Raw genomic sequence first — 24,498 nt, forward strand, 5'->3', positions numbered from 1 at the left:
TTGCGGATTGAACAATCATGCGTAATAACCAACCCGTTACCCAGCGCGAACGTACCTTCCCCGCTCAGCAACGGTTGATCTCCACCACGGATGCCAAGGGTGTGATTACCTACTGCAACGACGCCTTTGTCGAAATCAGTGGGTTCACCCGTGAAGAACTGATCCGCGCCCCACACAACCTGGTGCGTCACCCGGATGTGCCGCCGGCCGTGTTCGCGCATATGTGGTCCACGCTCAAACAAGGCTTGCCATGGATGGGCATCGTCAAGAATCGCTGCAAGACCGGTGACCACTACTGGGTTAACGCCTATGTGACGCCGGTCTTCGACGGTAACCAGGTGATCGGCTACGAATCGGTGCGCATCAAACCCACCGCCGAGCAGATCCGCCGGGCCGAAGCGCTCTATCAACGCATCAACCAGGGCAAGTCGGCCGTTCCCCAGCGGGACAAGTGGCTGCCGGTGTTGCAGGACTGGCTGCCGTTTATCCTGGTCAGCCAACTGAGCTTCATGATCGGCGCCACCCTCACCTCCCAATGGGGCTTTGCCCTGGCAGCGGCGCTGTCGGTGCCGTTGGGCCTGCTGGGCCTGAGCTGGCAGCAGCGCGGCCTCAAGCGTTTGCTGCGCCTGGCCGAACAGACCACGTCCGACCCGTTGATCGCGCAGATGTACACCGACAGCCGTGGCGCACAAGCGCGCCTGGAAATGTCGATCCTCAGCCAGGAAGCGCGTCTGAAGACCTGCCTTACCCGCCTGCAAGACACCGCCGAGCACCTCAACGATCAGGCGGCGCAGTCCAACACCCTGGCACACAACAGCTCCAGCGGCCTGGAACGCCAGCGCGTGGAAACCGAACAGGTGGCCACTGCGGTGAACCAGATGGCGGCGACCACCCAGGAAGTGGCCAGCCACGTGCAGCGCACCGCCGATGCCACCCAGGAAGCCAATCGCCTGACCGGGCGCGGCCGCGATATCGCCGGGGAAACTCGCGAGGCGATTCAGCGTCTTTCGGCAGCCGTTGGGGAGACCGGTGTGACCGTCACGCAACTGGCCAAGGACAGCGATGAAATCGGCGGCGTGGTCGATGTGATCAAAGGCATCGCCGACCAGACCAACCTGCTGGCACTCAACGCCGCCATCGAAGCCGCGCGGGCCGGTGAGATGGGCCGTGGTTTTGCGGTGGTCGCCGATGAAGTGCGCCAACTGGCGCAACGCACCGCTGAATCGACCGGGCAGATCCATACCCTGATCGCCAAGCTGCAGCAAACCGCCAGCGCCGCCGTGCAAACCATGGACGCCGGGCACCGCCAGGCTGAAGAAGGTGTAGCGCGGGTGATGGAAGCGGACCAGGCCTTGGTGGGCATCAGTGAGGCGGTGGCCAATATCACCGACATGACCACCCAGATTGCCGCTGCTACCGAAGAGCAAAGCGCGGTGGCCGAGGAGATCAGCCGTAACATCAGCACCATTGCGCTGTTGGCGGACCAGACCTCGGAGCAGGCGATGAACTCGGCGCAGTTGAGTGAAGAACTGACTCATACGGCGAATACTCAGTACTCGCTGGTGGAGCGTTTTAACCGGTAGAACTTCAGGGGCTCACTTTCTCCAACAAGTGAGCCCCTTGCAGATGGCTATCACTCATAATTTCTTTATCGCCAAGCGCTCTATAAAACTGTCAATTCTCACAGTTAATTCTTGAACGTCTCCCCCTTTATAGTGTGAACCTGTCAAACAGGAGCACACCGCCATGTCCCGGTCTACCGACTCAAATAGCGCCCTGCATCTATTCCCAAAAACCATGGGGCGTGTGCAATGGACTGAAAAATCATCAAACAACCAAAGAACATTGGAAGGCTGGGCCCTCCCACTGCACCTATCCGAACGTAACAATCAGTACTGGATTAAGTTAACGCTCCAGTCCTCAGACACTCAACAATCACTGTTACTGAAAATACCTTGCGCCTCCAAAAGCACATCACCTGGCACATCAATCAAGCAAAACCCAGAAACCTTCACCCACCTTTATATTAAAGGTGCAGACATTAACGCGCCTGAAACTGAAGAACACTTTAAATCTGTTGGCGACAGTGAGATAACCGTTGACGAAAGCACAGGAAAAATAACGCTAAGTTTCGAAGGCTCTTTCAATGACACAGGGTCAGCATTACGCGAAATAAAATGCTGCTGTGAATGGCCTGAAACTACCGCTGCCTCACAACATTCGATCTTTGAGTGGACAGAGGAACACACTCAATACAAAGCGCAGGGCTGGCTGGCCTACTCCGATTCAAGCAAGGCATGGTATCTGACCGGCGAGGAGGGAGAATGGGGTACGCCTCAATACCGTTACTGGGCTATTTATATTTACAGCGACGATGAAAATGAACAGATCATCGATAAAACATTTAAACAGGGTGATGAGAAATCCAATTTTTACTATATTCCCTTCGACGGTGGCACCCATGAAGGAATATACGAAGTAGCACTTACACTGACTCAGCAGCCATTGCGCTGCAACGCCACCTTTAAAAATAAAATCGGCGAGCTTGTAGACATGACGGATGGCACGTTTAAGCCCATCACATACTGAGCTTAACCTCCCCATCGTAACAGGGTTCGACAAAGAGACTTGAAACACACCAGGTATCACGCCTTAGCCGAGCACAACACATTCAAGCTGGTTTTCTGTCAAACATCATATAACGCAACCCCCACAAACAAAGAGGCTTCACCATGAACCCAGACATTATCTTCATCCCCGACTTCAATCTTTCTCAAACTCCAAACAACCATTTTGAATGGACATTCAAAAACTCTCCTACGCCAATCACTGCAGAACGAACAGCGTTCGGCCCTGTAGCACATGAACCTCTCTGGCTATTTTCAGGGGCCACAGGAAGCCAACAACAAAAGAACTCCTCTTCATTTGTTTTTCATATTCCTTACCTAGGAGAAGCGCCAATAGACGAGACATACATACTTGACGGAATCTTAAGATATACTCATTACATCTCCGGCCCCGGGGGAATACCTGGCATTACAGTGATCCCTGCCAGAAAGGCAACACTGACAATCAAGCTCAACCCCGTTGAACGCACGGCCGTTGGCAACTTCGAGGCGTTCTTCGACAGTGAGTATGCTCAATACGACGCGACAGGACACTTCTCGCTCACTAGGGACCGCTAGTGTTAGATCTCACGAAAACACTAGCCGAAATATCCCAACATAGAGGAGCCTGCAAAGCGTCCGGCGAGAAAACCTGACGCTTTGATGGCCGCCGCCTCCAAATGCTGCTCATGACTGAACCCCGACGCCTTCAACGGCTTCAAATCATGATCCCCTGCCACCAGCCACATCACCTCGATGCTCGGCGATAACGCATACCCCTGCACCGCCGCTCGATTGCCCAAGGCATCACGTTCGCCCTGCACTATCAACGTCGGCGTCGCAAGCGCAGCCAAATGCTCCACCCGGGGTTTCTCTGGCTTGCCCACCGCATAAAACGGATAGCCCAGGCACACCAACCCATCGGCGCCCAATTCATCGGCCAACAAACTGGCCATGCGCCCGCCCATCGACTTGCCGCCAATCGCCAGTTTCCCAGCGACATGACGTCGCACCTGGGCATACACCTCACGCCACGCCTCCAGCAGTTTCGGCGCCGGATTCGGCGGGCGTTTGCCGCCGTCCACACGGCGCTGGGCCATGTACGGGAACTCGAAGCGCAACACGCTCACGCCATGCCCGGCAAGGCGTGCAGCCATGTCGTTCATGAATGCCGAGTCCATCGGTGCGCCGGCGCCGTGGGCCAGGATCAGCGTGACCGGCTCACCCGACGTCGTGCCCGTGGCGACATCCCACAACCAGCCATGTTCCCGTACACACTGCGCCCATTGATCCCCGTCAATACTGGCCTTGTGCTCTTTGCCCATGCTTGCCTCGCTTTTTAGTCTGCCTATAACTCCAGCCCAAGTGCCGCACTTGCTTGGGTTGAACCGTGGATGGGGAACCATGAACACTACTTTAAGTACCGCCTATAACTACAAGGTGGTCCGCCAATTCGCCATTATGACGGTGGTGTGGGGCATCGTCGGCATGGGGCTCGGGGTTTTTCTCGCCGCCCAATTGGTTTGGCCTGCGCTCAACTTCGATTTGCCTTGGACCAGCTTCGGCCGCCTGCGCCCTTTGCACACCAACGCGGTGATCTTCGCGTTCGGTGGCTGTGCGCTGTTCGCCAGCTCCTTTTACTCGGTGCAACGCACCTGCCAGACACAGCTGTTCGCGCCGAAAGTCGCCGCGTTCTGCTTCTGGGGCTGGCAGCTTGTGATCCTGCTGGCCGCGATCAGCCTGCCACTGGGCTACACCAGTTCCAAGGAATACGCCGAACTGGAATGGCCGATCGACATCCTGATCACCATCGTCTGGGTCGCTTACGCCATCGTGTTCTTCGGCACGATCATGAAACGCAAGACCAAGCACATCTATGTGGGCAACTGGTTCTTCGGTGCGTTCATCATCACCGTGGCCATTTTGCATATCGTCAATAACCTGGAAATCCCGGTCAGCCTGACCAAGTCCTACTCGCTGTACGGCGGTGCGACGGATGCCATGGTGCAGTGGTGGTATGGGCATAACGCAGTAGGCTTTTTCCTCACTGCGGGCTTCCTCGGCATGATGTACTACTTCGTGCCCAAGCAGGCCGAACGCCCGGTGTATTCGTATCGCTTGTCCATCGTGCACTTCTGGGCGCTGATCACCCTGTACATCTGGGCCGGCCCGCACCACTTGCACTACACCGCCTTGCCAGACTGGGCGCAGTCCCTGGGCATGGTGATGTCGCTGGTGCTGCTGGCACCGAGCTGGGGCGGCATGATCAACGGCATGATGACCCTCTCGGGCGCCTGGCATAAGCTGCGCAGCGACCCGATCCTGCGCTTTTTGGTGGTCTCCCTGGCGTTCTACGGCATGTCGACCTTCGAAGGCCCGATGATGGCGATCAAGACCGTCAACGCCCTCTCCCACTACACCGACTGGACCATCGGCCACGTACACGCCGGCGCGCTGGGTTGGGTGGCGATGATCTCCATCGGCGCGCTGTACCACATGATCCCGAAAATCTTCGGTCGCGAGCAGATGTACAGCCTCGGCCTGATCAACGCGCACTTCTGGCTGGCCACCATCGGCACCGTGCTCTACATCGCCTCGATGTGGGTCAACGGCATCGCCCAGGGCCTGATGTGGCGTGCGGTCAACGAAGACGGCACCCTCACCTACTCCTTCGTCGAAACCCTGGTGGCCAGCCACCCAGGCTTCATCGTGCGTCTGGTGGGCGGTGCGATCTTCCTCAGCGGCATGTTCCTGATGGCTTACAACACATGGCGCACCGTGCGTTCGGCGCAACCTGCCGAAGTCACCGCTGCCGCGCAGATGGCCTGAGGAGTCGATGATGAAACACGAAACGATTGAAAAGAACGTCGGCCTGTTGATGCTGCTGATGGTGCTCGCCGTGAGCATCGGTGGCCTGACCCAGATCGTCCCGCTGTTCTTCCAGGACGTGACCAACAAGCCGGTCGAAGGCATGAAGCCCTACACCGCGCTGCAACTGGAAGGCCGCGACATCTACATCCGCGAAGGCTGCGTACAGTGCCATTCGCAGATGATCCGCCCGTTCCGCGCCGAGACCGAGCGCTACGGCCACTATTCGGTGGCTGGCGAAAGCGTGTGGGACCACCCGTTCCTGTGGGGCTCCAAACGTACCGGCCCGGACCTGGCCCGCGTCGGCGCACGCTACTCGGACGACTGGCACCGCGCGCACTTGTACAACCCGCGCAACGTGGTGCCGGAGTCGAAAATGCCGGCCTACCCCTGGCTGGTCACCGCCGCCGTCGACAGCAGCCACACCGAGACCAAGCTGAAAGTGATGCGCACCCTCGGCGTGCCGTACACCGACGACGACATCAATGGCGCCGTCGCCAGCCTCAAGGGCAAGACTGAGATGGACGCGCTGGTTTCCTACCTGCAAGTGCTCGGCACTGCCATCAAGAGCAAGAGGTGAGCCATGGGATTTGAATTCGATGCAGGCACCATCCGCGGCCTGGGCACGCTGGTGGTTGCCATCGCCTTTATCGGCCTGTCGCTGTGGGTATTCAACAACCGCCGCAATGCGGAATTCGAGCAGGCGCGCCTGCTGCCGTTTGCCGATGAACCTTCCCCACCCGACGCTCAAGCAGAGCCAGCCACAAGGAGCACTCGGCCATGACTACGTTCTGGAGTACATGGATCTGCGTATTGACCCTGGGCAGCCTCATCGGCCTGACCTGGCTGTTGGTCGGCACCCGCAAGGGCGAGACCAAGGGCAGCGTCGACCAGACCATGGGCCACGCCTTCGACGGTATCGAGGAATACGACAACCCGCTGCCCCAGTGGTGGTTCATGTTGTTCGCCGGCACCCTGGTCTTTGCCGTCGGCTACCTGATCCTCTACCCGGGCCTGGGCAACTGGAAAGGCGTGCTGCCGGGCTATGAAGACGGCTGGACCCAGACCAAGGAATGGGACAAGGAAATGGCCAAGGCCGACGCCAGGTTCGGGCCGATCTTCGCCAAGTTCGCGGCCATGCCGGTGGAAGAAGTCGCCAAGGACCCGCAAGCGTTGAAAATGGGTGGTCGCCTGTTCGCCTCCAACTGCGCGGTGTGCCACGGCTCGGACGCCAAGGGCGCCTATGGCTTCCCCAACCTGGCCGACAACAACTGGCGCTGGGGCGGCTCGGCTGAGGCTATCAAGACCACCATCCTGAACGGTCGCCACGCGGCGATGCCGGCCTGGGGTGAAGTGCTGGGCGAGGACGGGGTGAAGAACGTCGCCGCTTACGTGCGCCACGACCTGGCCAAGCTGCCGTTGCCTGCCGACAACAGCGCAGACCTGGCAGCCGGGCAAGCCGCGTTCAACACCACCTGCGTGGCCTGCCACGGCCCGCAAGGCCACGGTGTGGAAGCCATGGGCGCACCGAACCTGACCGAGCCAGCAGGCTTTATCTACGGCACCAGCCTGGCGCAGTTGCAACAGACTATCCGCCATGGTCGCCAGGGCCAAATGCCGGCACAGGACGTGCTGCAAGGCAATGACAAGGTGCACCTGCTGGCAGCTTACGTGTACAGCCTGTCCCACAACGCTGAAGGTGCAACGCCAGACAGCGCGACCGAGTAACCGCTGCCCCGGCCCGGGGCGGCAACCCGTTTCACTGTAGGAGCGAGCTTGCTCGCGAAGAACTTCAGAGCGCCGCGTTTATGCTGGATAAGCGTGGTGCCCTCAGGTTCTTCGCGAGCAAGCTCGCTCCTACAGGGATCCGGTGTTGTTTTCATTTGCGCGACCAAGTGTCGCACCTCTTCCAAGCCTACCTTTCCCCTCCTCCTATTCGGGTCTACGCTTGTTCCCACAGTGGACCATTCCTGGCCTACGCGACGGTAGCCGTTGCGCCCCTGAAATTTCCTGTCCACTCGATCAGCTTTCTATTTTGGATTTTGTCCCTACGCCAAACATGGAAAGGGCGCAGAATCTGGCGTGGAACGCATTGATCCAGGTCAGCCATTGCGTTGCAATGGCCCCTCGCTTTCTACATACTTGCGGCCGATTTTACCTATAAAAAAACCTAAACCGTGGAACCTTAGAATGAGCACAGCAATCAGTCCGACTGCTTATAACTATAAGGTAGTCCGCCAGTTCGCCATCATGACGGTGGTCTGGGGGATCCTTGGCATGGGGCTCGGGGTGTTCATCGCCTCGCAACTGGTTTGGCCGCAATTGAATTTCGACCTACCCTGGACGACTTTCGGCCGCCTGCGCCCGCTGCACACCAACCTGGTGATCTTCGCCTTCGGCGGATGTGCACTGTTTGCCACCTCCTACTATGTCGTGCAGCGCACCTGCCAGACGCGACTGATCTCCGATGGCCTTGCCGCCTTCACCTTCTGGGGCTGGCAGGCGGTCATCGTCGGCGCCATCATCAGCCTGCCCCTGGGCTACACCACCACCAAGGAATACGCCGAGCTGGAATGGCCGATCGCCATTTTGCTTGCCATCGTGTGGGTGACCTACGGCCTGGTGTTCTTCGGCACCATCGTCAAGCGCAAGACCAAGCACATCTACGTGGGCAACTGGTTCTACGGCGCCTTTATCGTGGTCACGGCGATGCTGCACATCGTCAACCACGCCTCCCTGCCGGTGAACCTGTTCAAGTCCTATTCGGCCTATTCCGGCGCAACGGACGCGATGATCCAGTGGTGGTACGGCCACAACGCCGTAGGCTTCTTCCTCACCACCGGTTTCCTGGGGATGATGTACTACTTCGTGCCCAAGCAAGCCGAGCGTCCGATCTACTCGTATCGCCTGTCCATCGTGCACTTCTGGGCGCTGATCACCCTGTACATCTGGGCCGGCCCTCACCACTTGCACTACACCGCCTTGCCGGATTGGGCACAGTCCCTGGGCATGGCGATGTCGATCATCCTGCTGGCGCCAAGCTGGGGCGGCATGATCAACGGCATGATGACCCTGTCGGGCGCCTGGCATAAGCTGCGCACCGACCCAATCCTACGGTTTTTGGTGGTGTCCTTGGCGTTCTACGGCATGTCGACCTTCGAAGGGCCGATGATGGCGATCAAGACCGTCAACTCGCTGTCCCACTACACCGACTGGACCATCGGCCACGTGCACGCCGGCGCGCTGGGTTGGGTGGCGATGATCTCCATCGGCGCGCTGTACCACATGATCCCCAAACTGTTCGGCCGCGCGCAGATGCACAGCGTCGGGCTGATCAACGCGCACTTCTGGCTGGCCACTATCGGCACTGTGCTCTACATCGCCTCGATGTGGGTCAACGGCATCACCCAGGGCCTGATGTGGCGTGCGATCAACGATGACGGCACCCTCACCTACTCCTTCGTCGAAGCGCTGCAAGCCAGCCACCCGGGCTTTATCGTACGTGCCCTGGGCGGTGCGTTCTTTGCCAGCGGCATGCTGTTGATGGCCTACAACGTGTGGCGCACCGTGCGTGCCAGCGACCCTGTTGAAGCCGAAGCCGCCACCAAGATCGCCGTTGTGGGAGCTCACTGATGAAGCATGAAGTAGTCGAGAAGAACATCGGCCTGCTGGCCTTCTTCATGGTCATCGCCGTGAGCATCGGCGGCCTGACCCAAATCGTCCCGCTGTTTTTCCAGGACGTGACTAACAAGCCGGTCGAAGGCATGAAGCCGCGCACCGCCCTTGAACTGGAAGGCCGCGACGTCTACATCGCCAACGGTTGCGTGGGCTGCCACTCGCAGATGATCCGCCCCTTCCGCGCCGAAACCGAACGCTACGGCCACTACTCGGTCGCCGGTGAAAGCGTGTGGGACCACCCGTTCCTGTGGGGTTCCAAGCGCACCGGCCCGGACCTGGCCCGCGTGGGTGGGCGTTACTCCGATGACTGGCAGCGTGCGCACCTGTACAACCCGCGCAACGTCGTGCCTGAGTCGAAAATGCCGGCGTACCCGTTTCTCGTGGAAAACAAGCTCGACGGCAAGGACACCGCCAAGAAGATGGAAGTCTTGCGCACCCTGGGCGTGCCCTACACCGACGAAGACATCGCCGGTGCGGCCGCCGCCGTGAAGGGCAAGACCGAAATGGACGCATTGGTGGCCTACCTGCAAGGCCTTGGCACCATCATCAAAAGCAAACGGTGACCTTCATGGATATCGGGATGATTCGTGGCCTGGGCACCGTTGTGGTGATGGTGGCCTTTATCGGCCTGGCGTTGTGGGTGTTCAGCCCACGGCGCAAGTCGGAGTTTGACGACGCGACCATGCTGCCCTTCGCAGATGACCCCGAAGCCATCAAGCACGTCGAGCAAGCTTCTAGGAGTAACAAAGAATGACTACGTTCTGGAGTCTGTACGTCACAGTCCTCAGTCTGGGTACCATCTTCGCCCTGACCTGGCTGCTGCTGTCGACCCGCAAGGGCCAGCGCACCGAGCAGACGGACGAGACCGTCGGCCACTCGTTCGACGGCATCGAGGAGTACGACAACCCGCTGCCCAAGTGGTGGTTCATGCTGTTTGTCGGCACCATCGTCTTCGCCCTTGGCTACCTGGTGCTCTACCCTGGCCTGGGCAACTGGAAGGGCCTGCTGCCAGGCTACAACTACCTCGACAACGACAAGCAAACCCCGTTCGCCAACGGCCAGACCGGCTGGACCGGCGTGCACGAATGGGAAAAGGAAATGGCCAGGTCGGAGGCCAAGTTCGGGCCGATCTTCGCCAAGTTCGCGTCGATGCCGATTGAAGAAGTCGCCAAGGACCCGCAAGCCTTGAAGATGGGCGGCCGCCTGTTTGCCTCCAACTGCTCGGTGTGCCACGGCTCCGACGCCAAGGGCGCCTACGGCTTTCCCAACCTGACCGACGCCGACTGGCGCTGGGGTGGCGAACCCAACACCATCAAGGAAACCATCATGAAGGGCCGCCACGCGGTGATGCCAGGCTGGGCCGAAGTCATCGGCGAGCAGGGCGTGGCCGACGTAGCAGCCTTTGTGGTGACCAACCTCGACGGCCGCAAACTGCCGGAAGGCGCCAAGGCCGACGTGGCCAACGGTGAGAAACTCTTCGCCGCCAACTGCGTGGCCTGCCACGGCCCGGCGGGTAAAGGCACCCCAGCCATGGGCGCGCCCGACCTGACGCATCCAGGTGCGTTCATCTACGGCTCAAGCTTCGCGCAACTGCAGCAGACCATCCGCTATGGCCGCCAGGGCCAGATGCCGGCGCAAGAGCAGTTGCAAGGCAATGACAAGGTGCACCTGCTTGCGGCGTATGTGTATAGCTTGTCTCATGGGGATAAGAAGACTGAGGAGCAGTAAGACCTCTGAAACAATGGAGCCCCGCGCAGCGAATGCTGGCGGGGCTTTTTTGTTCTGGCACCGAACCTTGCAAAGCCAACTCTACCGTTCGTAACCTCAACCTTGCCGTGCGCACTCGCCAAGTAGTAACGTAACTACATTCAGTCCAGCGAAGGGGGCCTACCCCATGACCATCACGACCATTTCCAGCCGCGAATTCAATCAAGACACAAGTGGTGCCAAAAAAGCCGCCCGCAAAGGGCCGGTTTTTATCACTGATCGCGGCAAGCCTGCCCATGTACTGCTAAGCATTGAGGAGTACCAGAAGCTGACAGGTCTGAACGCCGACATTGTCGACCTGTTGGTGATGCCGGAAGCGGCCGATATCGACTTCGAAACCGAACGTGCCGTGATCATTCATCGACCCGTGGACTTTTCTTGATGTATCTACTCGACACAAATGTGATCTCTGAACTGCGTAAACCTCAGGCTGATGCAAATGTCGTGGCTTGGGCAAAAAGCGTAGTAGCGCCGCGCATGTTTATTTCGGCGATCACGCTGAAGGAACTGGAAACCGGAGTCCTGCGAATTGAACGGCGAGACCCGGTTCAGGGGAAGGTGTTGAGAACCTGGCTCAAGCGTCATGTAATGCCCGCCTTCGATGCCAGAATCCTGCCCGTCGATGCAGCAGTCGCGTTGCGTTGCGCGCACTTGCATGTACCCGACCGGGCCAACGAAAGCGATGCATTGATTGCCGCAACCGCGCTGGTTCACGGACTCACCGTAGTCACGCGCAACGTCAGCGACTTCAAATCGAGTGGCGTGCCACTGCTCAATCCATGGGACGAATGACCGGCTTACCGGCAAAAACCGTCCATACTTGCCAAGTCAATTGATCCAGATCACGTACACCATCAATTGATTTCCCCCAACGCGACCAAAGGTCGCACCCTTTGCGCACCATCGGGGGCGTATCATTAGGCCACTGCAACACCCTTAATTTGACCCCGGTTGGCACGTACTGGCCGAGGCAAATCTCCACCGCCGTGGGATGCAATGATGAGCGACCAGATACCGGTACATGACGTTACCCCGCCTGCCAAAACCGTCGACCTCTACGCTTCAAGAGAGAAGATCTACACCCGCGCCTTCACTGGCTTGTTCCGCAACTTGCGCATGGTCGGCGGTGCCGCTCTGTTCCTGTTGTACTTCGGCACCGTGTGGCTGAACTGGGGCGGTCATCAGGCGGTGTGGTGGAACCTGCCGGAGCGTAAGTTCTTTATTTTTGGTGCGACGTTCTGGCCCCAGGATTTCATCCTGCTGTCGGGCATTCTCATTGTCGCGGCATTTGGCCTGTTCTTTATCACCGTGTACGCCGGGCGCGTGTGGTGCGGCTATACCTGCCCGCAAAGCGTGTGGACGTGGATCTTCATGTGGTGTGAAAAGGTCACCGAAGGCGACCGCAACCAGCGCATCAAGCTCGACAAGGCGCCGATGAGCGCCAACAAATTCCTGCGCAAGTTCAGCAAGCACAGCCTGTGGCTGCTGATTGGCTTTGCCACCGGCATTACCTTTGTCGGCTACTTCTCGCCGATCCGCGAACTGGTATTCGATTTCTTCACCGGCCAGGCCGATGGCTGGTCGTATTTCTGGGTGGGTTTCTTCACCCTCGCCACCTATGGCAACGCCGGCTGGCTGCGCGAGCAGGTGTGCATCTACATGTGCCCCTATGCGCGCTTCCAGAGCGTGATGTTCGACAAGGACACCTTGATCGTGTCCTACGACCCGCGCCGTGGCGAAGTACGTGGGCCACGTAAAAAGGGTACCGACTACAAGGCCCAGGGCCTGGGCGACTGCATCGATTGCACGATGTGTGTGCAGGTGTGCCCTACCGGTATCGATATCCGCGATGGGCTGCAAATCGAATGCATCGGCTGCGCCGCCTGTATCGATGCGTGCGACAACATCATGGACAAGATGGAGTACCCGCGCGGCCTGATCAGCTACACCACCGAACACAACCTGTCAGGGCAGAAAACCCATAAGCTGCGCCCGCGCCTGATCGGTTACGCCCTGGTGTTGCTGGCGATGATCAGCCTGTTGGTGGCCGCCTTCTTCATGCGCTCGCTGGTGGGTTTCGACGTCAGCAAGGACCGCGTGCTGTACCGCGAGAACGCCGAAGGGCGCATCGAAAACGTCTACAGCCTGAAGATCATGAACAAAGACCAGCGCGACCACACCTACGTGCTCGACGCCGCCGGCCTGCCAGACCTCAAGCTGCAAGGCCGTCGCGAAATCAAAGTGGCCGCCGGCGATATCGTCAGCATGCCAGTGGAGTTGTCGAGTGCGCCGGAGCAGTTGCCGTCGAGCACCAACGAGGTGACCTTCATCCTCGAAGACGCCGATGACACCAGCGTCCATATTGAAGCCAAGAGCCGATTCATCGGCCCACAAGTCCGTTAACAGGGAACATACGCATGCCCGCAACTACTGCCGCCAGCCCTTGGTACAAGCACCTCTGGCCCTGGATCATCATCGCGATTCTGGCCTGCTCGGTGACCCTGACCTTGTCCATGGTGACCATCGCGGTGAATAACCCGGACAACCTGGTCAACGACAACTACTACGAGGCCGGCAAAGGCATCAACCGGTCCCTGGACCGCGAACGCTTGGCCCAGACCCTGCAACTGCGCGGCAAGCTGCACCTGGACGAACTGACCGGCGAGGTCGAGCTGCAACTTACCGGCTACAGCAATCCAAATACCCTGGAGCTGAACCTGATCTCCCCGACCCAGCCAGAGAAGGATCGCAAGATCAACCTCACCCGCAGCGACAGCGAGCCCGGCCGCTACATCGGCCAGGTCACCGACAAGGTCGAAGGTCGCCGTTTCGTGGAACTGCTTGGCGTGGAGGGCGGCAACACCTGGCGCCTGTTCGAAGAAGAAGAGGTCAGCCACGACAAGGACTTGCTGCTGGGTGACGAACCGTTGCAGGGCGCTGAAGACCTGAAGAAGTAGACGATGATCGTTCCCACGCTCTGCGTGGTAACGCCTTGCTGGACGCTCTGCGTCTGCTTTGTGACGCAGAGCGTCACGGGCAACATTCCCACGCAAAGCGTGGGAACGATCTACGGAACTGAGCAATGACCCAACCCACCCCCTGCTACCACTGCGCCCTACCCGTCCCCTCCGGCAGCCGGTTCACCGCCCAGATCCTCGGCGAACGCCGCGAACTCTGCTGCCCGGGCTGCCAGGCCGTGGCCGAGGCAATAGTGGCCGGCGGGCTGGAAAGCTATTACCAACACCGCAGCGAAGCCTCGGCCAACCCCGAGGCGCTGCCCGTGCAGTTGGTGGACGAACTGGCGCTGTACGACCGCGCCGATGTGCAAAAACCCTTTGTGCGCCATCAAGGCGACCTGGCCGAAACCACCCTGCTGATGGAAGGCATCAGTTGCGCCGCCTGCGGCTGGTTGATCGAGAAACACCTGCGCAGCCTGCCCGCCGTAGCCGAGGCGCGGCTGAACCTCTCTAACCATCGCCTGCACGTGCGCTGGGCCGATGGGCAATTGCCGTTGAGCCAACTGCTCAGCGAGCTGCGCCATATCGGTTACGCCGCCCACCCTTACCAGGCCGACCGCGCCGCCGAACAATTGGCCAGCGAGAATCGCCTGGCCCTGCGACAGCTGGGGGTCGCTGGTTTGCTGTGGTTCCAGGCCATGATGGCAACCATGGCCACTTGGCCAGAATTCAATATCGACCTGAGCCCGGAGCTGCACATCATCCTGCGCTGGGTGGCGATGTTTCTGACCACGCCCATCGTGTTCTACAGCTGCGCGCCCTTCTTCAAAGGTGCCCTGCGTGACCTGCGCACGCGCCACCTGACCATGGACGTCTCGGTGTCCCTGGCGATTGGCGGCGCGTACCTGGCCGGCATCTGGACCGCGATCACGGGCGTAGGCGAGTTGTATTTCGATGCCGTGGGCATGTTTGCCCTGTTCCTGCTGGCCGGCCGCTACCTTGAGCGCCGCGCCCGGGAGCGCACCGCCGCAGCCACCGCCCAACTGGTCAACCTGTTGCCCGCCTCCTGCCTACGACTCAAAGACGATGGCCAGAGCGAGCGCATCCTGCTTAGCGAATTGGCGCTGGGTGATCGGGTGCTGGTGCATCCCGGTGCGGTGCTGCCGGCGGATGGGGTGATTCTCGACGGCCAATCCAGCATCGATGAATCCCTGCTGACCGGCGAGTACCTGCCGCAACCTCGGCGCACGGGCGACAACGTCACGGCCGGCACGCTGAATGTCGAGGGCGCGCTGACCGTCCAAGTGCGCGCATTGGGCCATGACACGCGCTTGTCTGCCATCGTGCGCCTACTGGAGCGCGCCCAGGCCGAGAAGCCGCGCCTGGCACAGATTGCCGACCGCGCTGCGCAGTGGTTCTTGTTGTGCTCGCTGATCGCCGCCGCGCTGATCGGCCTGCTGTGGTGGGAGCTGGACCCGTCGCGGGCGTTCTGGATTGTACTGGCGATGCTGGTGGCGACCTGCCCATGCGCGCTATCCCTGGCCACGCCCACCGCGCTCACCGCCGCCACTGGCACCTTGCACAGCCTCGGCTTACTGCTGACCCGCGGCCATGTGCTTGAGGGCCTGAACCAGATTGATACGGTGATTTTCGACAAGACCGGCACCCTCACCGAAGGGCGCCTGGCGTTGCGCACCATTCGGCCCTTGAGTGCGCTGGACAGCGACCAATGCCTGGGCCTTGCCGCCGCCCTGGAGAACCGTTCCGAACACCCGATTGCCCGTGCCTTCGGCCGTGCGCCGCTGGCCGCCGATGAAGTGCTGAGCACCCCAGGCCTGGGCCTGGAAGGTCGTGTGGGCGAACTTGTGTTGCGCATCGGCCAGCCGGGTTTTGTCTGTGAACTCAGTGGCTGCGCGATTCCCGCCTCACCGGATGAAGCCGGGCAATGGCTGCTGCTGGGCGACCGCAGCGGGGCGCTGGCCTGGTTCGTACTGGATGACCGCCTGCGCAGCGATGCACCCGCATTGCTCGCCGCCTGCAAGGCGCGGGGCTGGCGCACGCTGCTGCTCTCCGGCGACAGTTCGCCGATGGTGGCCAGTGTCGCCTCTGAGCTGGGTATCGACGAAGCCCACGGCAGCCTGCGCCCTGACGATAAGCTGCAGGTGCTGCAAACCCTGCACAAGGAAGGTCGCAAAGTGCTGATGCTGGGCGATGGGGTCAATGATGTGCCAGTGCTGGCCGCCGCCGATATCAGCGTGGCGATGGGCTCGGCCACGGACCTTGCGAAAACCAGCGCCGATGCGGTGCTGTTGTCCAACCGCCTGGATGCGCTGGTGCAGGCCTTCAGCCTGGCGCGGCGTACTCGCCGAGTGATCATCGAGAACCTGCTGTGGGCCGGGTTGTACAATGGGCTTATGCTGCCGTTTGCCGCCCTGGGTTGGATCACTCCGATCTGGGCGGCGATCGGCATGTCCCTCAGTTCGTTGACCGTGGTGCTCAACGCGTTGCGCCTGACTCGCCTGCCGAGCGCACAAGCCCCGGGCACCGCCCCCGTAACCCGCCCGCTGCCGGCCTGAGCCGCGCGGGCATGGAGTACAGATGCCAGCTCTCTATGTGATGATTCCGGCGGCACTGCTGTTAGTGGGCGTGGCCATCTACATCTTCTTCTGGGCCGTAGACAGCGGCCAGTACGAAGACCTCGATGGCCCGGCCCACAGCGTGTTGTTCGACGACCAGGACCCGAACCACCTGGCCGCCATCGACGAAGCCAACAGCCCCGAGCAACCGCCCAAAGAGCCCCCCCATGCTTGAGCTGGCGCCCTTGCTGGTCTCGGCGCTGATCCTCGGCCTGCTCGGCGGCGGTCATTGCCTGGGCATGTGCGGCGGACTGATGGGCGCGCTGACCCTGGCGATCCCCAAGGAACAACGCAGCCGCCGCTTTCGCCTGCTGCTGGCGTACAACCTGGGGCGCATCCTCAGCTATGCCACCGCCGGTCTATTGATCGGCCTGGCCGGCTGGGCGGTGGCCAACAGCGCGGCGGCGATGTTTATGCGGGTGCTGGCCGGGCTGCTGCTGATCTGCATGGGCCTGTACCTGGCCGGCTGGTGGAGCGGCCTCACCCGTATCGAGAGCCTGGGGCGTGGCCTGTGGCGGCATCTGCAGCCGGTGGCCAACCGTTTGCTGCCGGTGTCCAGCCTGCCGCGAGCCTTGCTGCTGGGCGCGCTGTGGGGCTGGCTGCCGTGCGGGCTCGTCTACAGCACCCTGCTCTGGGCGGCGAGCCAGGGCAATGCGCTGGACAGTGCCCTGCTGATGCTGGCGTTCGGGCTGGGCACCTGGCCGGTTTTGCTGGCCACCGGGCTGGCCGCCGAACGGGTAACGGCGTTGTTGCGCAAACGCAGCGTGCGGGTGGCCGGTGGCGTGCTTGTGATGATTTTCGGCCTCTGGACCTTGCCCGGGCCCCATCAGCACTGGCTAATGGGGCATTAACAGGGCCTGTGGCATAGCGCCGCTCCCCGTTGATGCAAATCAAGATGCCTGCACCTCCCTGCCCCTAGACTCGGCCCACTAGCCAATCCGGGGGACCGCCCGCATGCTCGACGCCATTCGTTGGGACACAGATCTGATTCACCGCTACGACTTGGCGGGGCCGCGCTACACGTCCTACCCCACCGCCGTACAATTTGACAGCCAGGTCGGCACCTTCGACCTGCTCCACGCCCTGCGTGACAGCCGCAAGGCCGTGCGGCCACTGTCGCTGTATGTGCATGTGCCGTTCTGCGCCAACATTTGCTACTACTGCGCCTGCAACAAGGTGATCACCAAGGACCGTGGCCGTGCCCAGGCCTACCTGCAGCGCCTGGAGCAGGAAATCCAATTGGTGGCCTGCCACCTCGACCCGCAGCAGCCCGTGGAACAGTTGCACTTCGGCGGCGGTACGCCAACGTTTCTCAGCCACGATGAACTGCGCCAGGTAATGAAATGCCTGCGCCAGCATTTCAATTTGCTGGATGACGATTCGGGCGACTACGGCATCGAAATCGACCCGCGCGAAGCCGACTGGGCCACCATGGGCCTGCTGCGCGAACTGGGCTTCAACCGCGTGAGCATCGGCCTGCAAGACCTCGACCCCGAGGTGCAACGGGCGGTCAATCGCCTGCAAAGCCTGGAAGAAACCCGCGCCGTGATCGATGCAGCGCGTACCTTGCAATTTCGCTCGATCAATATCGACCTGATCTACGGCCTGCCCAAGCAGTCGCCGTTGAACTTTGCGCGCACCGTGGAAGAAGTCATCCGCTTGCAGCCTGACCGCCTGTCGGTGTTCAACTACGCGCACCTGCCGGAACGCTTCATGCCCCAGCGGCGGATCAACACCGACGACCTGCCCTCGCCGGCAGAAAAACTGCTGATGCTGCAAACCACCATCGAACAACTGACCCAGGCCGGTTACCGCTACATCGGCATGGACCACTTTGCCCTGCCCGACGACGAATTGGCGGTGGCCCAGGAAGAAGGCAAGCTGCAGCGCAACTTTCAGGGTTACACCACCCACGGGCACTGCGACCTGATTGGGCTGGGGGTGTCGGCGATCAGCCAGATCGGCGACCTGTATTGCCAGAACAGCAGTGACCTGAACCAGTACCAGAACGCCTTGGCAGGCGCGCAGTTGGCGACCAGTCGCGGTCTGGTCTGCACCACGGATGATCGGTTGCGCCGGGAGGTGATCCAGCAATTGATCTGCAATTTCAACTTGGCATTCGAGGGGATCGAACAGACGTACAACATCGATTTTCGCGGCTACTTTGCCGAGTTATGGCCGCAGCTGGAAACGATGGCCGCCGACGGCCTGATCGAGTTGGACGCCCAGGGCATTCGTGTGCTGCCGGCTGGGCGCTTGCTGGTGCGTTCCGTGTGCATGGTGTTCGATGTTTACCTGGAGCACCAGAACAGGCAGCGGTTTTCGCGGGTGATCTAAAAGCGTTTACTTCATGGCCAGGCTGGCGGCCTTGACTGCATCACCCGCACTCATGTCTTTCATCGCCTTGGTCAGGGACGCCTGGGCGCTGGTCAAGCTGGCTTGCAGTGCGCTCAACGCTGACTGCAGCCCGGAGAGTCGGGCACGGGCTTGTTCAGGACTGAGATTTCTGTCAGCCATTACCGCAGCCATCTCGGCCTGTTTCTCGGCGATCTGTTTTTTGATCTCACGGATCATCTTCAGCAGGTTCTTGACGTTGTCCGCCAAGCCACTGTCGTCGATATCACTGTTTGAGGTCTTCTCAGCCGCCGCCGCTTTCATCGCAGCACCGGAAATGGTCACTGACACCGCAGGCTTGGCTTCATCCGTCGGCGCAACCGCAGCAGCATCGGTCGCGGCAGCCTTCTTGGTTTCGGGCAGTGCCTGGATCTGGGTGCGTGAAGCCAGTTGTGTACTGAGGGATAACATGGTCTGAGCCACCGTGTTGGTATTCGATGGCAGTGCTATCGGCCGTTTCGGGCAAATCTTTACTTCGCGACAGGTTTTTGTACAGGCTGGCCTCCGTGGCCCCCAGTGCGTTACCCTTACGTCTTATGTGTGTTTTCCCACAAGGATTTAAGAAATGTCCGAGCCAGTCAAACTGCGCGCTCACAGCCAGGCCCATTGCAAGGATTGCAGCCTGGCCCCCCTCTGCCTGCCACTTTCGTTGAATCTGGAAGACATGGATGCGCTGGACGACATCGTCAAACGCGGCCGCCCGCTGAAAAAAGGCGAGTTTCTGTTTCGCCAGGGCGACAAGTTTGATTCCGTCTATGCAGTACGTTCGGGCGCACTGAAAACCTTCAGCCTCAGCGACGGCGGCGAAGAGCAAATCACCGGTTTCCACCTGCCCAGCGAGTTGGTCGGCCTGTCGGGGATGGACACCGAGATTCACCCGGTGTCGGCCCAGGCCCTGGAAACCACGTCGGTGTGCGAAATTCCTTTCGAGCGCCTGGATGAATTGGCCCTGCAACTGCCACAGTTGCGCCGCCAGTTGATGCGTGTGATGAGCCGCGAGATTCGTGACGACCAGCAAATGATGCTGCTGCTGTCGAAGAAAACCGCCGATGAGCGCATCGCCACGTTCCTGGTCAACCTGTCGGCGCGCTTCCGTGCCCGTGGGTTCTCGGCCAACCAGTTCCGCCTGAGCATGTCGCGTAATGAAATCGGTAATTACCTGGGCCTGGCGGTGGAGACCGTGTCCCGCGTGTTTACCCGTTTCCAGCAGAACCAGTTGATTGCCGCAGAAGGTAAAGAGGTGCATATCCTCGACCCGATCCAGCTGTGTGCCTTGGCTGGCGGTTCTCTGGAGGTCTAATCCAGGCTGCGGCCGCGCCAATCGGTGAGGCCGCAGGTATACTTCGAGTCCGTTTTCCGCTCTGGACTCCTCGACGATGACCTTTGATTCGTTCGACATCAAATCCCTGATTCGCCCCGTCATCGACTTCCCCAAGCCTGGGGTGATCTTCCGTGACATCACGCCGCTGTTCCAATCGCCCCGCGCCCTGCGCCTGGTAGCCGACAGCTTTGCCCAACGCTACGTCGAAGCCGACTTCACCCATATCGGTGCGATGGATGCCCGTGGCTTCCTGATCGGCTCGATCATCGCCTACCAGCTCAACAAGCCGCTGATCCTGTTTCGCAAGCAAGGCAAGCTGCCGGCGGACGTGCTGGCCGAGGGTTACCAGACCGAGTACGGCGAAGCCTTCCTGGAAGTGCACGCCGACAGCCTGTGCGAAGGCGACTCCGTACTGATGTTCGATGACCTGATCGCCACCGGCGGCACCCTGATTGCGGCGGCGAACCTGGTACGGCGCATGGGGGCAAAGATCTTTGAAGCGGCGGCGATTATCGATTTGCCGGAGCTGGGTGGCTCGCAGCGGTTGGCAGACATGGGGATTCCGACGTTTTGCCTGACGCAGTTTGGGCTGACTGAAAGATAAAGATCGTCAATACTGCCGCCATCGCGGGCAAGCCCGGCTCCCACCTAGGACTGCATTCCCCTGTGGGAGCCGGGCTTGCCCGCGATGAGGCCCGAAAGAACACCCTGAACGTCAAAGCCCCATCTGCTTACTGATGATCTCATTCATCACTTCACGCGTCCCGCCACCAATCGACAGAATGCGGTTATCACGATACAGCCGCTCCACCAAGCTGCCACGCATATACCCCTGCCCACCCAGGATCTGCACCGCGTCATACGTCACCCGATCAGCGGTATCGGTGGCGAGGTTCTTGGCCATGGAAATCTCTTTAATCACGCTCTTGCCGGCGGCCATCTTCGCGGCCTGGCGATAGGTGAACTCGCGGGAAACTTCCACGGCGGTAGCCATTTCCGCCAGGCGATGCTTGAGCACCTGGAATTTGCCGATAGGTTTGCCGAATGCTTCACGCTGGGCGGCCCACTGAAGGCTTTCCTCCAGGGCCAGCTGTGCAGTCATATTGGCCATCAGCGCCAAAGCCAGGCGCTCGCTCTGGAAGTTGCCCATGATGCAGGCAAAGCCCATGTTCTCGACGCCGATAAGATTGCCCACGGGCACGCGGCAATCGTCGAAGAACAACTCGGCGGTGTCCGACGCCCACCAGCCCATCTTCTTCAGTGGCTGGCCGACGGTGAAACCCGGGGTGTCTTTTTCGATCAGCAGCAGGCTGATACCGCCAAAGCCCGGCCCGCCCGTGCGCACGGCCACGGTGTAGAAGTCAGCGCGAATACCGCTGGTGATAAAGGTCTTGCCGCCGCTCACGCGGTAATGCTCGCCCTCACGTACGGCACGGGTTTGCAGGTTGGCTACATCTGAGCCGCCGCTGGGTTCGGTGACCGCCAGGGCGATGATCTTCTCGCCAGCCAGCACCAGAGGCGCTATGCGCTCACGCACGTCGGGCCGGGCCCATTTGACGATGGGCGGCAGGCCGATATCCAGCGAGCCGAGCCCTGCCACTACGCCACCAGAGCCGCAGCGCATCAGTTCTTCGCTGGCGGCGACCTTAGCGAACAGATCGCCTTCGTGGCTACCACCCAGGGTTTCGGGGTAGCCAATGCCTAGAATCCCCGCCGCACCGGCCTTGAGGTAGAGCTCGCGAGGAAAGCTTTCTGCCTCCTCCCATTGCTCGATGCTGGGCAACATCTCACGCTCGACGAAGCGGCGCACGCTGTCGCGGACCAATTGGTGGCTGGGATCGAAGTATTCCTGATAGGCAGACATCGGCAAGCTCCATGGCGGGATGGAGCGAACTTACCAAGCGCTTGCTTGGTTATCAAGCCATGCGTCTGCGCTAACCCTGTAGGAGCGAGCTTGCTCGCGAAAACCGTCAACGATAACGCGTGCTTCCTGCGTGAACACGGCGCCTATTGGTTTTTCGCGAGCAAGCTCGCTCCTACAGGGTTAGGAAGTCCCAGATTGCAGTGGGTTTTAGAGGGCGATGGGTTTGCGGCCTGCGAACGAGTGCGCCAAGGTACCGCCATCCACCAGCTCCAACTCCCCTCCCAACGGCACGCCATGGGCAATCCGCGAAGTGATCAAGCCTTTGTTGGTCAGCAGTTGGGCAATGTAGTGCGCCGTGGCTTCACCTTCCACCGTCGGGTTGGTCGCCAGGATCACTTCAGTAAAGGTGCCCTGCTCCTGGATCCGCGCCACCAGCTGTGGAATACCGATGGCTTCCGGCCCCAAGCCATCGAGCGGCGACAGGTGGCCCTTGAGCACAAAGTAACGCCCGCGGTAACCGGTCTGCTCAACGGCGTATACATCCATCGGCCCTTCCACCACGCACAGTAACGTGTCGTCGCGACGCGGGTCGGCGCATTGTGGGCAGAGTTCTTCTTCGGTAAGGGTGCGGCACTGGCGGCAGTGGCCCACGCCTTCCATGGCCTGGCTCAGAGCCTGGGCCAGGCGAGTGCCGCCGCTGCGATCACGCTCCAGCAGTTGCAGCGCCATGCGCTGGGCAGTTTTCTGGCCGACACCGGGCAAAGTGCGCAAGGCGTCGATCAGTTGGCGAATCAGGGGGCTGAAGCTCATGAGCGAAGGGTCCGACAAAACAACGAGACGCGGTTTATACCCGCGCCCCGGATTAGCGTCAAATACTCAATCCTGCGCGACGCGCACCACCAACTTGCCGAAGTTGCGCCCTTCGAGCAGGCCGATAAAGGCTTCGGGCGCCTGCTCCAGGCCATCGACCACGTCCTCGCGGAACTTGATCTTGCCCTCGCGCACCCAAGGCGCCATGGCGCTGAGGAACTCCGGCTGGCGGTCGCCATAGTCGTCGAACACGATAAAGCCCTGGATGCGCACCCGCTTGGTCAGCAAAGTGCGTTGCAGCGCCGGCAAACGGTCAGGGCCGCTGGGTGCTTCATGGGCGTTATAGCCGGCGATCAACCCGCACAGCGGCACGCGCGCCTTGGGGTTAAGCAAAGGCAGCACAGCATCGAAGACTTTACCGCCGACGTTTTCAAAGTAGATGTCCACGCCCTTGAAACAGGCCAGGGCCAGCTCATGGGCGAAATCTTCGCTCTTGTGGTCGATACAGGCGTCAAAGCCCAACTCATCCACCACATAGCGGCACTTGTCGGCGCCACCGGCAATGCCCACCACGCGCAAGCCCTTGAGCTTGGCCACCTGGCCCACCACCGACCCCACCGCGCCAGACGCAGCCGCCACCACCAGGGTTTCCCCGGCCTTGGGCTGGCCGATATCCATCAGGCCCATATAGGCGGTCATGCCCGGCATACCCAGTACGCCCAAGGCCATCGACGGACTCGGCAGGCCCTTGGGCAGCGGGATCAGGTTATGGCCTTCGCAAATACAGTGGCTTTGCCAGCCAGTGACGCCGACCACCAGGTCGCCCACTTCGAACTTCGGGTTGCGCGATTGCTCGACACGGCTGACAGCCCCACCGGTCATCACTTCACCGATTTCCACGGGTGCGGCGTAGGACGGCGCGTCACTCATGCGTCCACGCATGTAGGGGTCCAAAGACAGGTAGAGGGTCTTGAGCAGCACCTGGCCGTCTGCCAGGTCCGGCAGGTTTACACGTTCCAGGCGAAAGTTTTCCGGCGTGGGTGCGCCCTGAGGGCGTGAGACCAGAACGATGCGTTGGTTGAGCGTCATTTCTTGAGGCATCAGCGGGGCTCCTTTATCGGTGAATGGTTTCAACGGTATAGGGTGCAGACCATCGGTGAAGGCTAGGGGTTCGATGTTTCGACCGCGCAAAAAAAATGCCAGGCGCGATGCCTGGCATTTGAGTCTAGCTAAAAGCGTGTGTCAGAACGGCAGTTTCATGCCCGGTGGCAGTTGCATACCAGCGGTCACGCCGGACATTTTGTCCTGGCTGTTGGCTTCGATCTTGCGCACAGCGTCATTGACGGCTGCGGCGAACAGCGCTTCGAGCATTTCCAGGTCATCTTCACCCACGCCCGGCAATACGCTTGGGTCGATGCTGACACGCTTGATGTCGTGACGACCGGTCATCACCACGCTGACCATATCGCCACCGGCTTTACCGGTGACTTCGGCGTTGGCCAGTTCTTCCTGCATCTTGGCCATTTTTTCCTGCATCTGCTGCGCCTGCTTCATCAGGCCGGCCATGCCACCTTTCATCATGGGAATCACCTCAAAA

The 24,498-nt window shown here is 60.5% G+C and carries 27 protein-coding genes; 21 read left to right on the forward strand and 6 right to left on the reverse strand.

The window, feature by feature from the left end; all coding sequences use genetic code 11:
- Positions 1-17 precede the first annotated feature (17 nt).
- From ACWHXD_RS22180 to ACWHXD_RS22190, 3 genes are all read left to right on the forward strand, one after another.
- A complete protein-coding gene (locus ACWHXD_RS22180) occupies positions 18-1,583 on the forward strand; it encodes a methyl-accepting chemotaxis protein (RefSeq protein ID WP_032895841.1) in 1,566 nt (521 codons plus the stop codon).
- 163 nt (positions 1,584-1,746) lie between these two features.
- On the forward strand, positions 1,747-2,589 hold the full coding sequence (locus ACWHXD_RS22185) for a hypothetical protein (RefSeq protein WP_138762337.1): 843 nt from the start codon (positions 1,747-1,749) through the stop codon (positions 2,587-2,589).
- 143 nt (positions 2,590-2,732) lie between these two features.
- Positions 2,733-3,185: a hypothetical protein gene (locus ACWHXD_RS22190; RefSeq protein ID WP_138762338.1), complete on the forward strand. Its 453-nt coding sequence runs from the start codon at positions 2,733-2,735 to the stop codon at positions 3,183-3,185.
- 20 nt (positions 3,186-3,205) lie between these two features.
- Here the strand turns inward: ACWHXD_RS22190 and ACWHXD_RS22195 are convergent, their stop codons facing one another.
- On the reverse strand, positions 3,206-3,931 hold the full coding sequence (locus tag ACWHXD_RS22195) for an alpha/beta family hydrolase (RefSeq protein WP_138762339.1): 726 nt from the start codon (positions 3,929-3,931) through the stop codon (positions 3,206-3,208).
- Positions 3,932-4,010: 79 nt separating this feature from the next.
- Between ACWHXD_RS22195 and ccoN (ACWHXD_RS22200) the strand changes: the two genes are divergently transcribed.
- The 16 genes from ccoN (ACWHXD_RS22200) (at position 4,011) to hemN (ending at position 18,849) form a co-directional block, all read left to right on the forward strand.
- A complete protein-coding gene (ccoN, locus tag ACWHXD_RS22200) occupies positions 4,011-5,435 on the forward strand; it encodes a cytochrome-c oxidase, cbb3-type subunit I (RefSeq protein ID WP_003193158.1) in 1,425 nt (474 codons plus the stop codon).
- A 10-nt stretch (positions 5,436-5,445) separates the two neighbouring features.
- Entirely contained in the window at positions 5,446-6,054 is a 609-nt protein-coding gene (gene ccoO, locus ACWHXD_RS22205) for a cytochrome-c oxidase, cbb3-type subunit II (RefSeq protein WP_003193159.1), read from the forward strand.
- Between the two features lie 3 nt (positions 6,055-6,057).
- Positions 6,058-6,258 carry a cbb3-type cytochrome oxidase subunit 3 gene (locus ACWHXD_RS22210; protein WP_003193161.1) on the forward strand — a complete coding sequence of 67 codons (201 nt, stop codon included), beginning with the start codon at positions 6,058-6,060 and terminating at the stop codon, positions 6,256-6,258.
- Complete coding sequence (gene ccoP, locus ACWHXD_RS22215; protein ID WP_047711544.1) at positions 6,255-7,202, forward strand: cytochrome-c oxidase, cbb3-type subunit III; 948 nt, start codon at positions 6,255-6,257, stop codon at positions 7,200-7,202. Before ACWHXD_RS22210 ends, ccoP (ACWHXD_RS22215) begins: the two co-directional genes overlap by 4 nt.
- A 462-nt stretch (positions 7,203-7,664) precedes the next feature.
- The gene (gene ccoN / locus ACWHXD_RS22220; RefSeq protein WP_003193164.1) at positions 7,665-9,107 is read left to right on the forward strand and encodes a cytochrome-c oxidase, cbb3-type subunit I; all 1,443 of its coding nucleotides are present in this window, start codon (positions 7,665-7,667) and stop codon (positions 9,105-9,107) included.
- Positions 9,107-9,715 carry a cytochrome-c oxidase, cbb3-type subunit II gene (ccoO, locus tag ACWHXD_RS22225; RefSeq protein WP_003193167.1) on the forward strand — a complete coding sequence of 203 codons (609 nt, stop codon included), beginning with the start codon at positions 9,107-9,109 and terminating at the stop codon, positions 9,713-9,715. Before ccoN (ACWHXD_RS22220) ends, ccoO (ACWHXD_RS22225) begins: the two co-directional genes overlap by 1 nt.
- 5 nt (positions 9,716-9,720) lie before the next feature.
- A complete protein-coding gene (locus ACWHXD_RS22230; protein ID WP_003193169.1) occupies positions 9,721-9,906 on the forward strand; it encodes a CcoQ/FixQ family Cbb3-type cytochrome c oxidase assembly chaperone in 186 nt (61 codons plus the stop codon).
- The gene (ccoP, locus tag ACWHXD_RS22235) at positions 9,903-10,880 is read left to right on the forward strand and encodes a cytochrome-c oxidase, cbb3-type subunit III (RefSeq protein WP_138762341.1); all 978 of its coding nucleotides are present in this window, start codon (positions 9,903-9,905) and stop codon (positions 10,878-10,880) included. The genes ACWHXD_RS22230 and ccoP (ACWHXD_RS22235) overlap by 4 nt, the downstream gene beginning before the upstream one ends.
- 166 nt (positions 10,881-11,046) lie before the next feature.
- Positions 11,047-11,301 carry a type II toxin-antitoxin system Phd/YefM family antitoxin gene (locus tag ACWHXD_RS22240; protein ID WP_003193175.1) on the forward strand — a complete coding sequence of 85 codons (255 nt, stop codon included), beginning with the start codon at positions 11,047-11,049 and terminating at the stop codon, positions 11,299-11,301.
- Complete coding sequence (locus ACWHXD_RS22245; protein ID WP_032895837.1) at positions 11,301-11,711, forward strand: type II toxin-antitoxin system VapC family toxin; 411 nt, start codon at positions 11,301-11,303, stop codon at positions 11,709-11,711. The genes ACWHXD_RS22240 and ACWHXD_RS22245 overlap by 1 nt, the downstream gene beginning before the upstream one ends.
- Positions 11,712-11,918: 207 nt before the next feature.
- The gene (gene ccoG / locus ACWHXD_RS22250; RefSeq protein ID WP_034128398.1) at positions 11,919-13,322 is read left to right on the forward strand and encodes a cytochrome c oxidase accessory protein CcoG; all 1,404 of its coding nucleotides are present in this window, start codon (positions 11,919-11,921) and stop codon (positions 13,320-13,322) included.
- Positions 13,323-13,336: 14 nt separating this feature from the next.
- On the forward strand, positions 13,337-13,876 hold the full coding sequence (locus ACWHXD_RS22255) for a FixH family protein (RefSeq protein ID WP_014719446.1): 540 nt from the start codon (positions 13,337-13,339) through the stop codon (positions 13,874-13,876).
- 125 nt (positions 13,877-14,001) lie between these two features.
- The gene (locus ACWHXD_RS22260; protein ID WP_098950680.1) at positions 14,002-16,452 is read left to right on the forward strand and encodes a heavy metal translocating P-type ATPase; all 2,451 of its coding nucleotides are present in this window, start codon (positions 14,002-14,004) and stop codon (positions 16,450-16,452) included.
- 22 nt (positions 16,453-16,474) lie between these two features.
- A complete protein-coding gene (gene ccoS / locus ACWHXD_RS22265; RefSeq protein WP_003193184.1) occupies positions 16,475-16,687 on the forward strand; it encodes a cbb3-type cytochrome oxidase assembly protein CcoS in 213 nt (70 codons plus the stop codon).
- A complete protein-coding gene (locus ACWHXD_RS22270) occupies positions 16,680-17,363 on the forward strand; it encodes a sulfite exporter TauE/SafE family protein (RefSeq protein WP_138762343.1) in 684 nt (227 codons plus the stop codon). Before ccoS ends, ACWHXD_RS22270 begins: the two co-directional genes overlap by 8 nt.
- A gap of 103 nt (positions 17,364-17,466) precedes the next feature.
- Positions 17,467-18,849, forward strand: coding sequence for an oxygen-independent coproporphyrinogen III oxidase (gene hemN / locus ACWHXD_RS22275; RefSeq protein WP_138762344.1), 1,383 nt, complete (start codon positions 17,467-17,469; stop codon positions 18,847-18,849).
- 6 nt (positions 18,850-18,855) lie between these two features.
- Here hemN and ACWHXD_RS22280 read toward each other — a convergent pair whose 3' ends face one another.
- Positions 18,856-19,317 carry a hypothetical protein gene (locus ACWHXD_RS22280; RefSeq protein WP_003193188.1) on the reverse strand — a complete coding sequence of 154 codons (462 nt, stop codon included), beginning with the start codon at positions 19,315-19,317 and terminating at the stop codon, positions 18,856-18,858.
- 154 nt (positions 19,318-19,471) lie between these two features.
- On the opposite strand from ACWHXD_RS22280, the gene fnr reads away from it, so the two are divergent.
- Together fnr and ACWHXD_RS22290 are read left to right on the forward strand one after the other, a co-directional pair.
- Positions 19,472-20,206, forward strand: coding sequence for a fumarate/nitrate reduction transcriptional regulator Fnr (gene fnr, locus ACWHXD_RS22285; protein ID WP_005790290.1), 735 nt, complete (start codon positions 19,472-19,474; stop codon positions 20,204-20,206).
- A 76-nt stretch (positions 20,207-20,282) separates the two neighbouring features.
- Positions 20,283-20,831 (forward strand): adenine phosphoribosyltransferase, encoded by a 549-nt coding sequence (locus tag ACWHXD_RS22290; RefSeq protein WP_003193191.1) that lies wholly within the window; start codon positions 20,283-20,285, stop codon positions 20,829-20,831.
- Between the two features lie 111 nt (positions 20,832-20,942).
- Here the strand turns inward: ACWHXD_RS22290 and ACWHXD_RS22295 are convergent, their stop codons facing one another.
- From ACWHXD_RS22295 to ACWHXD_RS22310, 4 genes are all read right to left on the reverse strand, one after another.
- Entirely contained in the window at positions 20,943-22,091 is a 1,149-nt protein-coding gene (locus tag ACWHXD_RS22295; protein WP_138762345.1) for an acyl-CoA dehydrogenase family protein, read from the reverse strand.
- A gap of 207 nt (positions 22,092-22,298) precedes the next feature.
- Positions 22,299-22,901, reverse strand: a complete 603-nt coding sequence (gene recR / locus ACWHXD_RS22300; RefSeq protein ID WP_032895829.1) for a recombination mediator RecR — start codon at positions 22,899-22,901, stop codon at positions 22,299-22,301.
- A 66-nt stretch (positions 22,902-22,967) separates the two neighbouring features.
- Entirely contained in the window at positions 22,968-24,002 is a 1,035-nt protein-coding gene (gene curA / locus ACWHXD_RS22305; RefSeq protein ID WP_138762346.1) for an NADPH-dependent curcumin/dihydrocurcumin reductase, read from the reverse strand.
- Between the two features lie 141 nt (positions 24,003-24,143).
- Positions 24,144-24,482 (reverse strand): YbaB/EbfC family nucleoid-associated protein, encoded by a 339-nt coding sequence (locus ACWHXD_RS22310; RefSeq protein ID WP_003193199.1) that lies wholly within the window; start codon positions 24,480-24,482, stop codon positions 24,144-24,146.
- Positions 24,483-24,498 lie beyond the last annotated feature (16 nt).

The sequence above is a fragment of the Pseudomonas fjordensis genome, assembly GCF_976987115.1.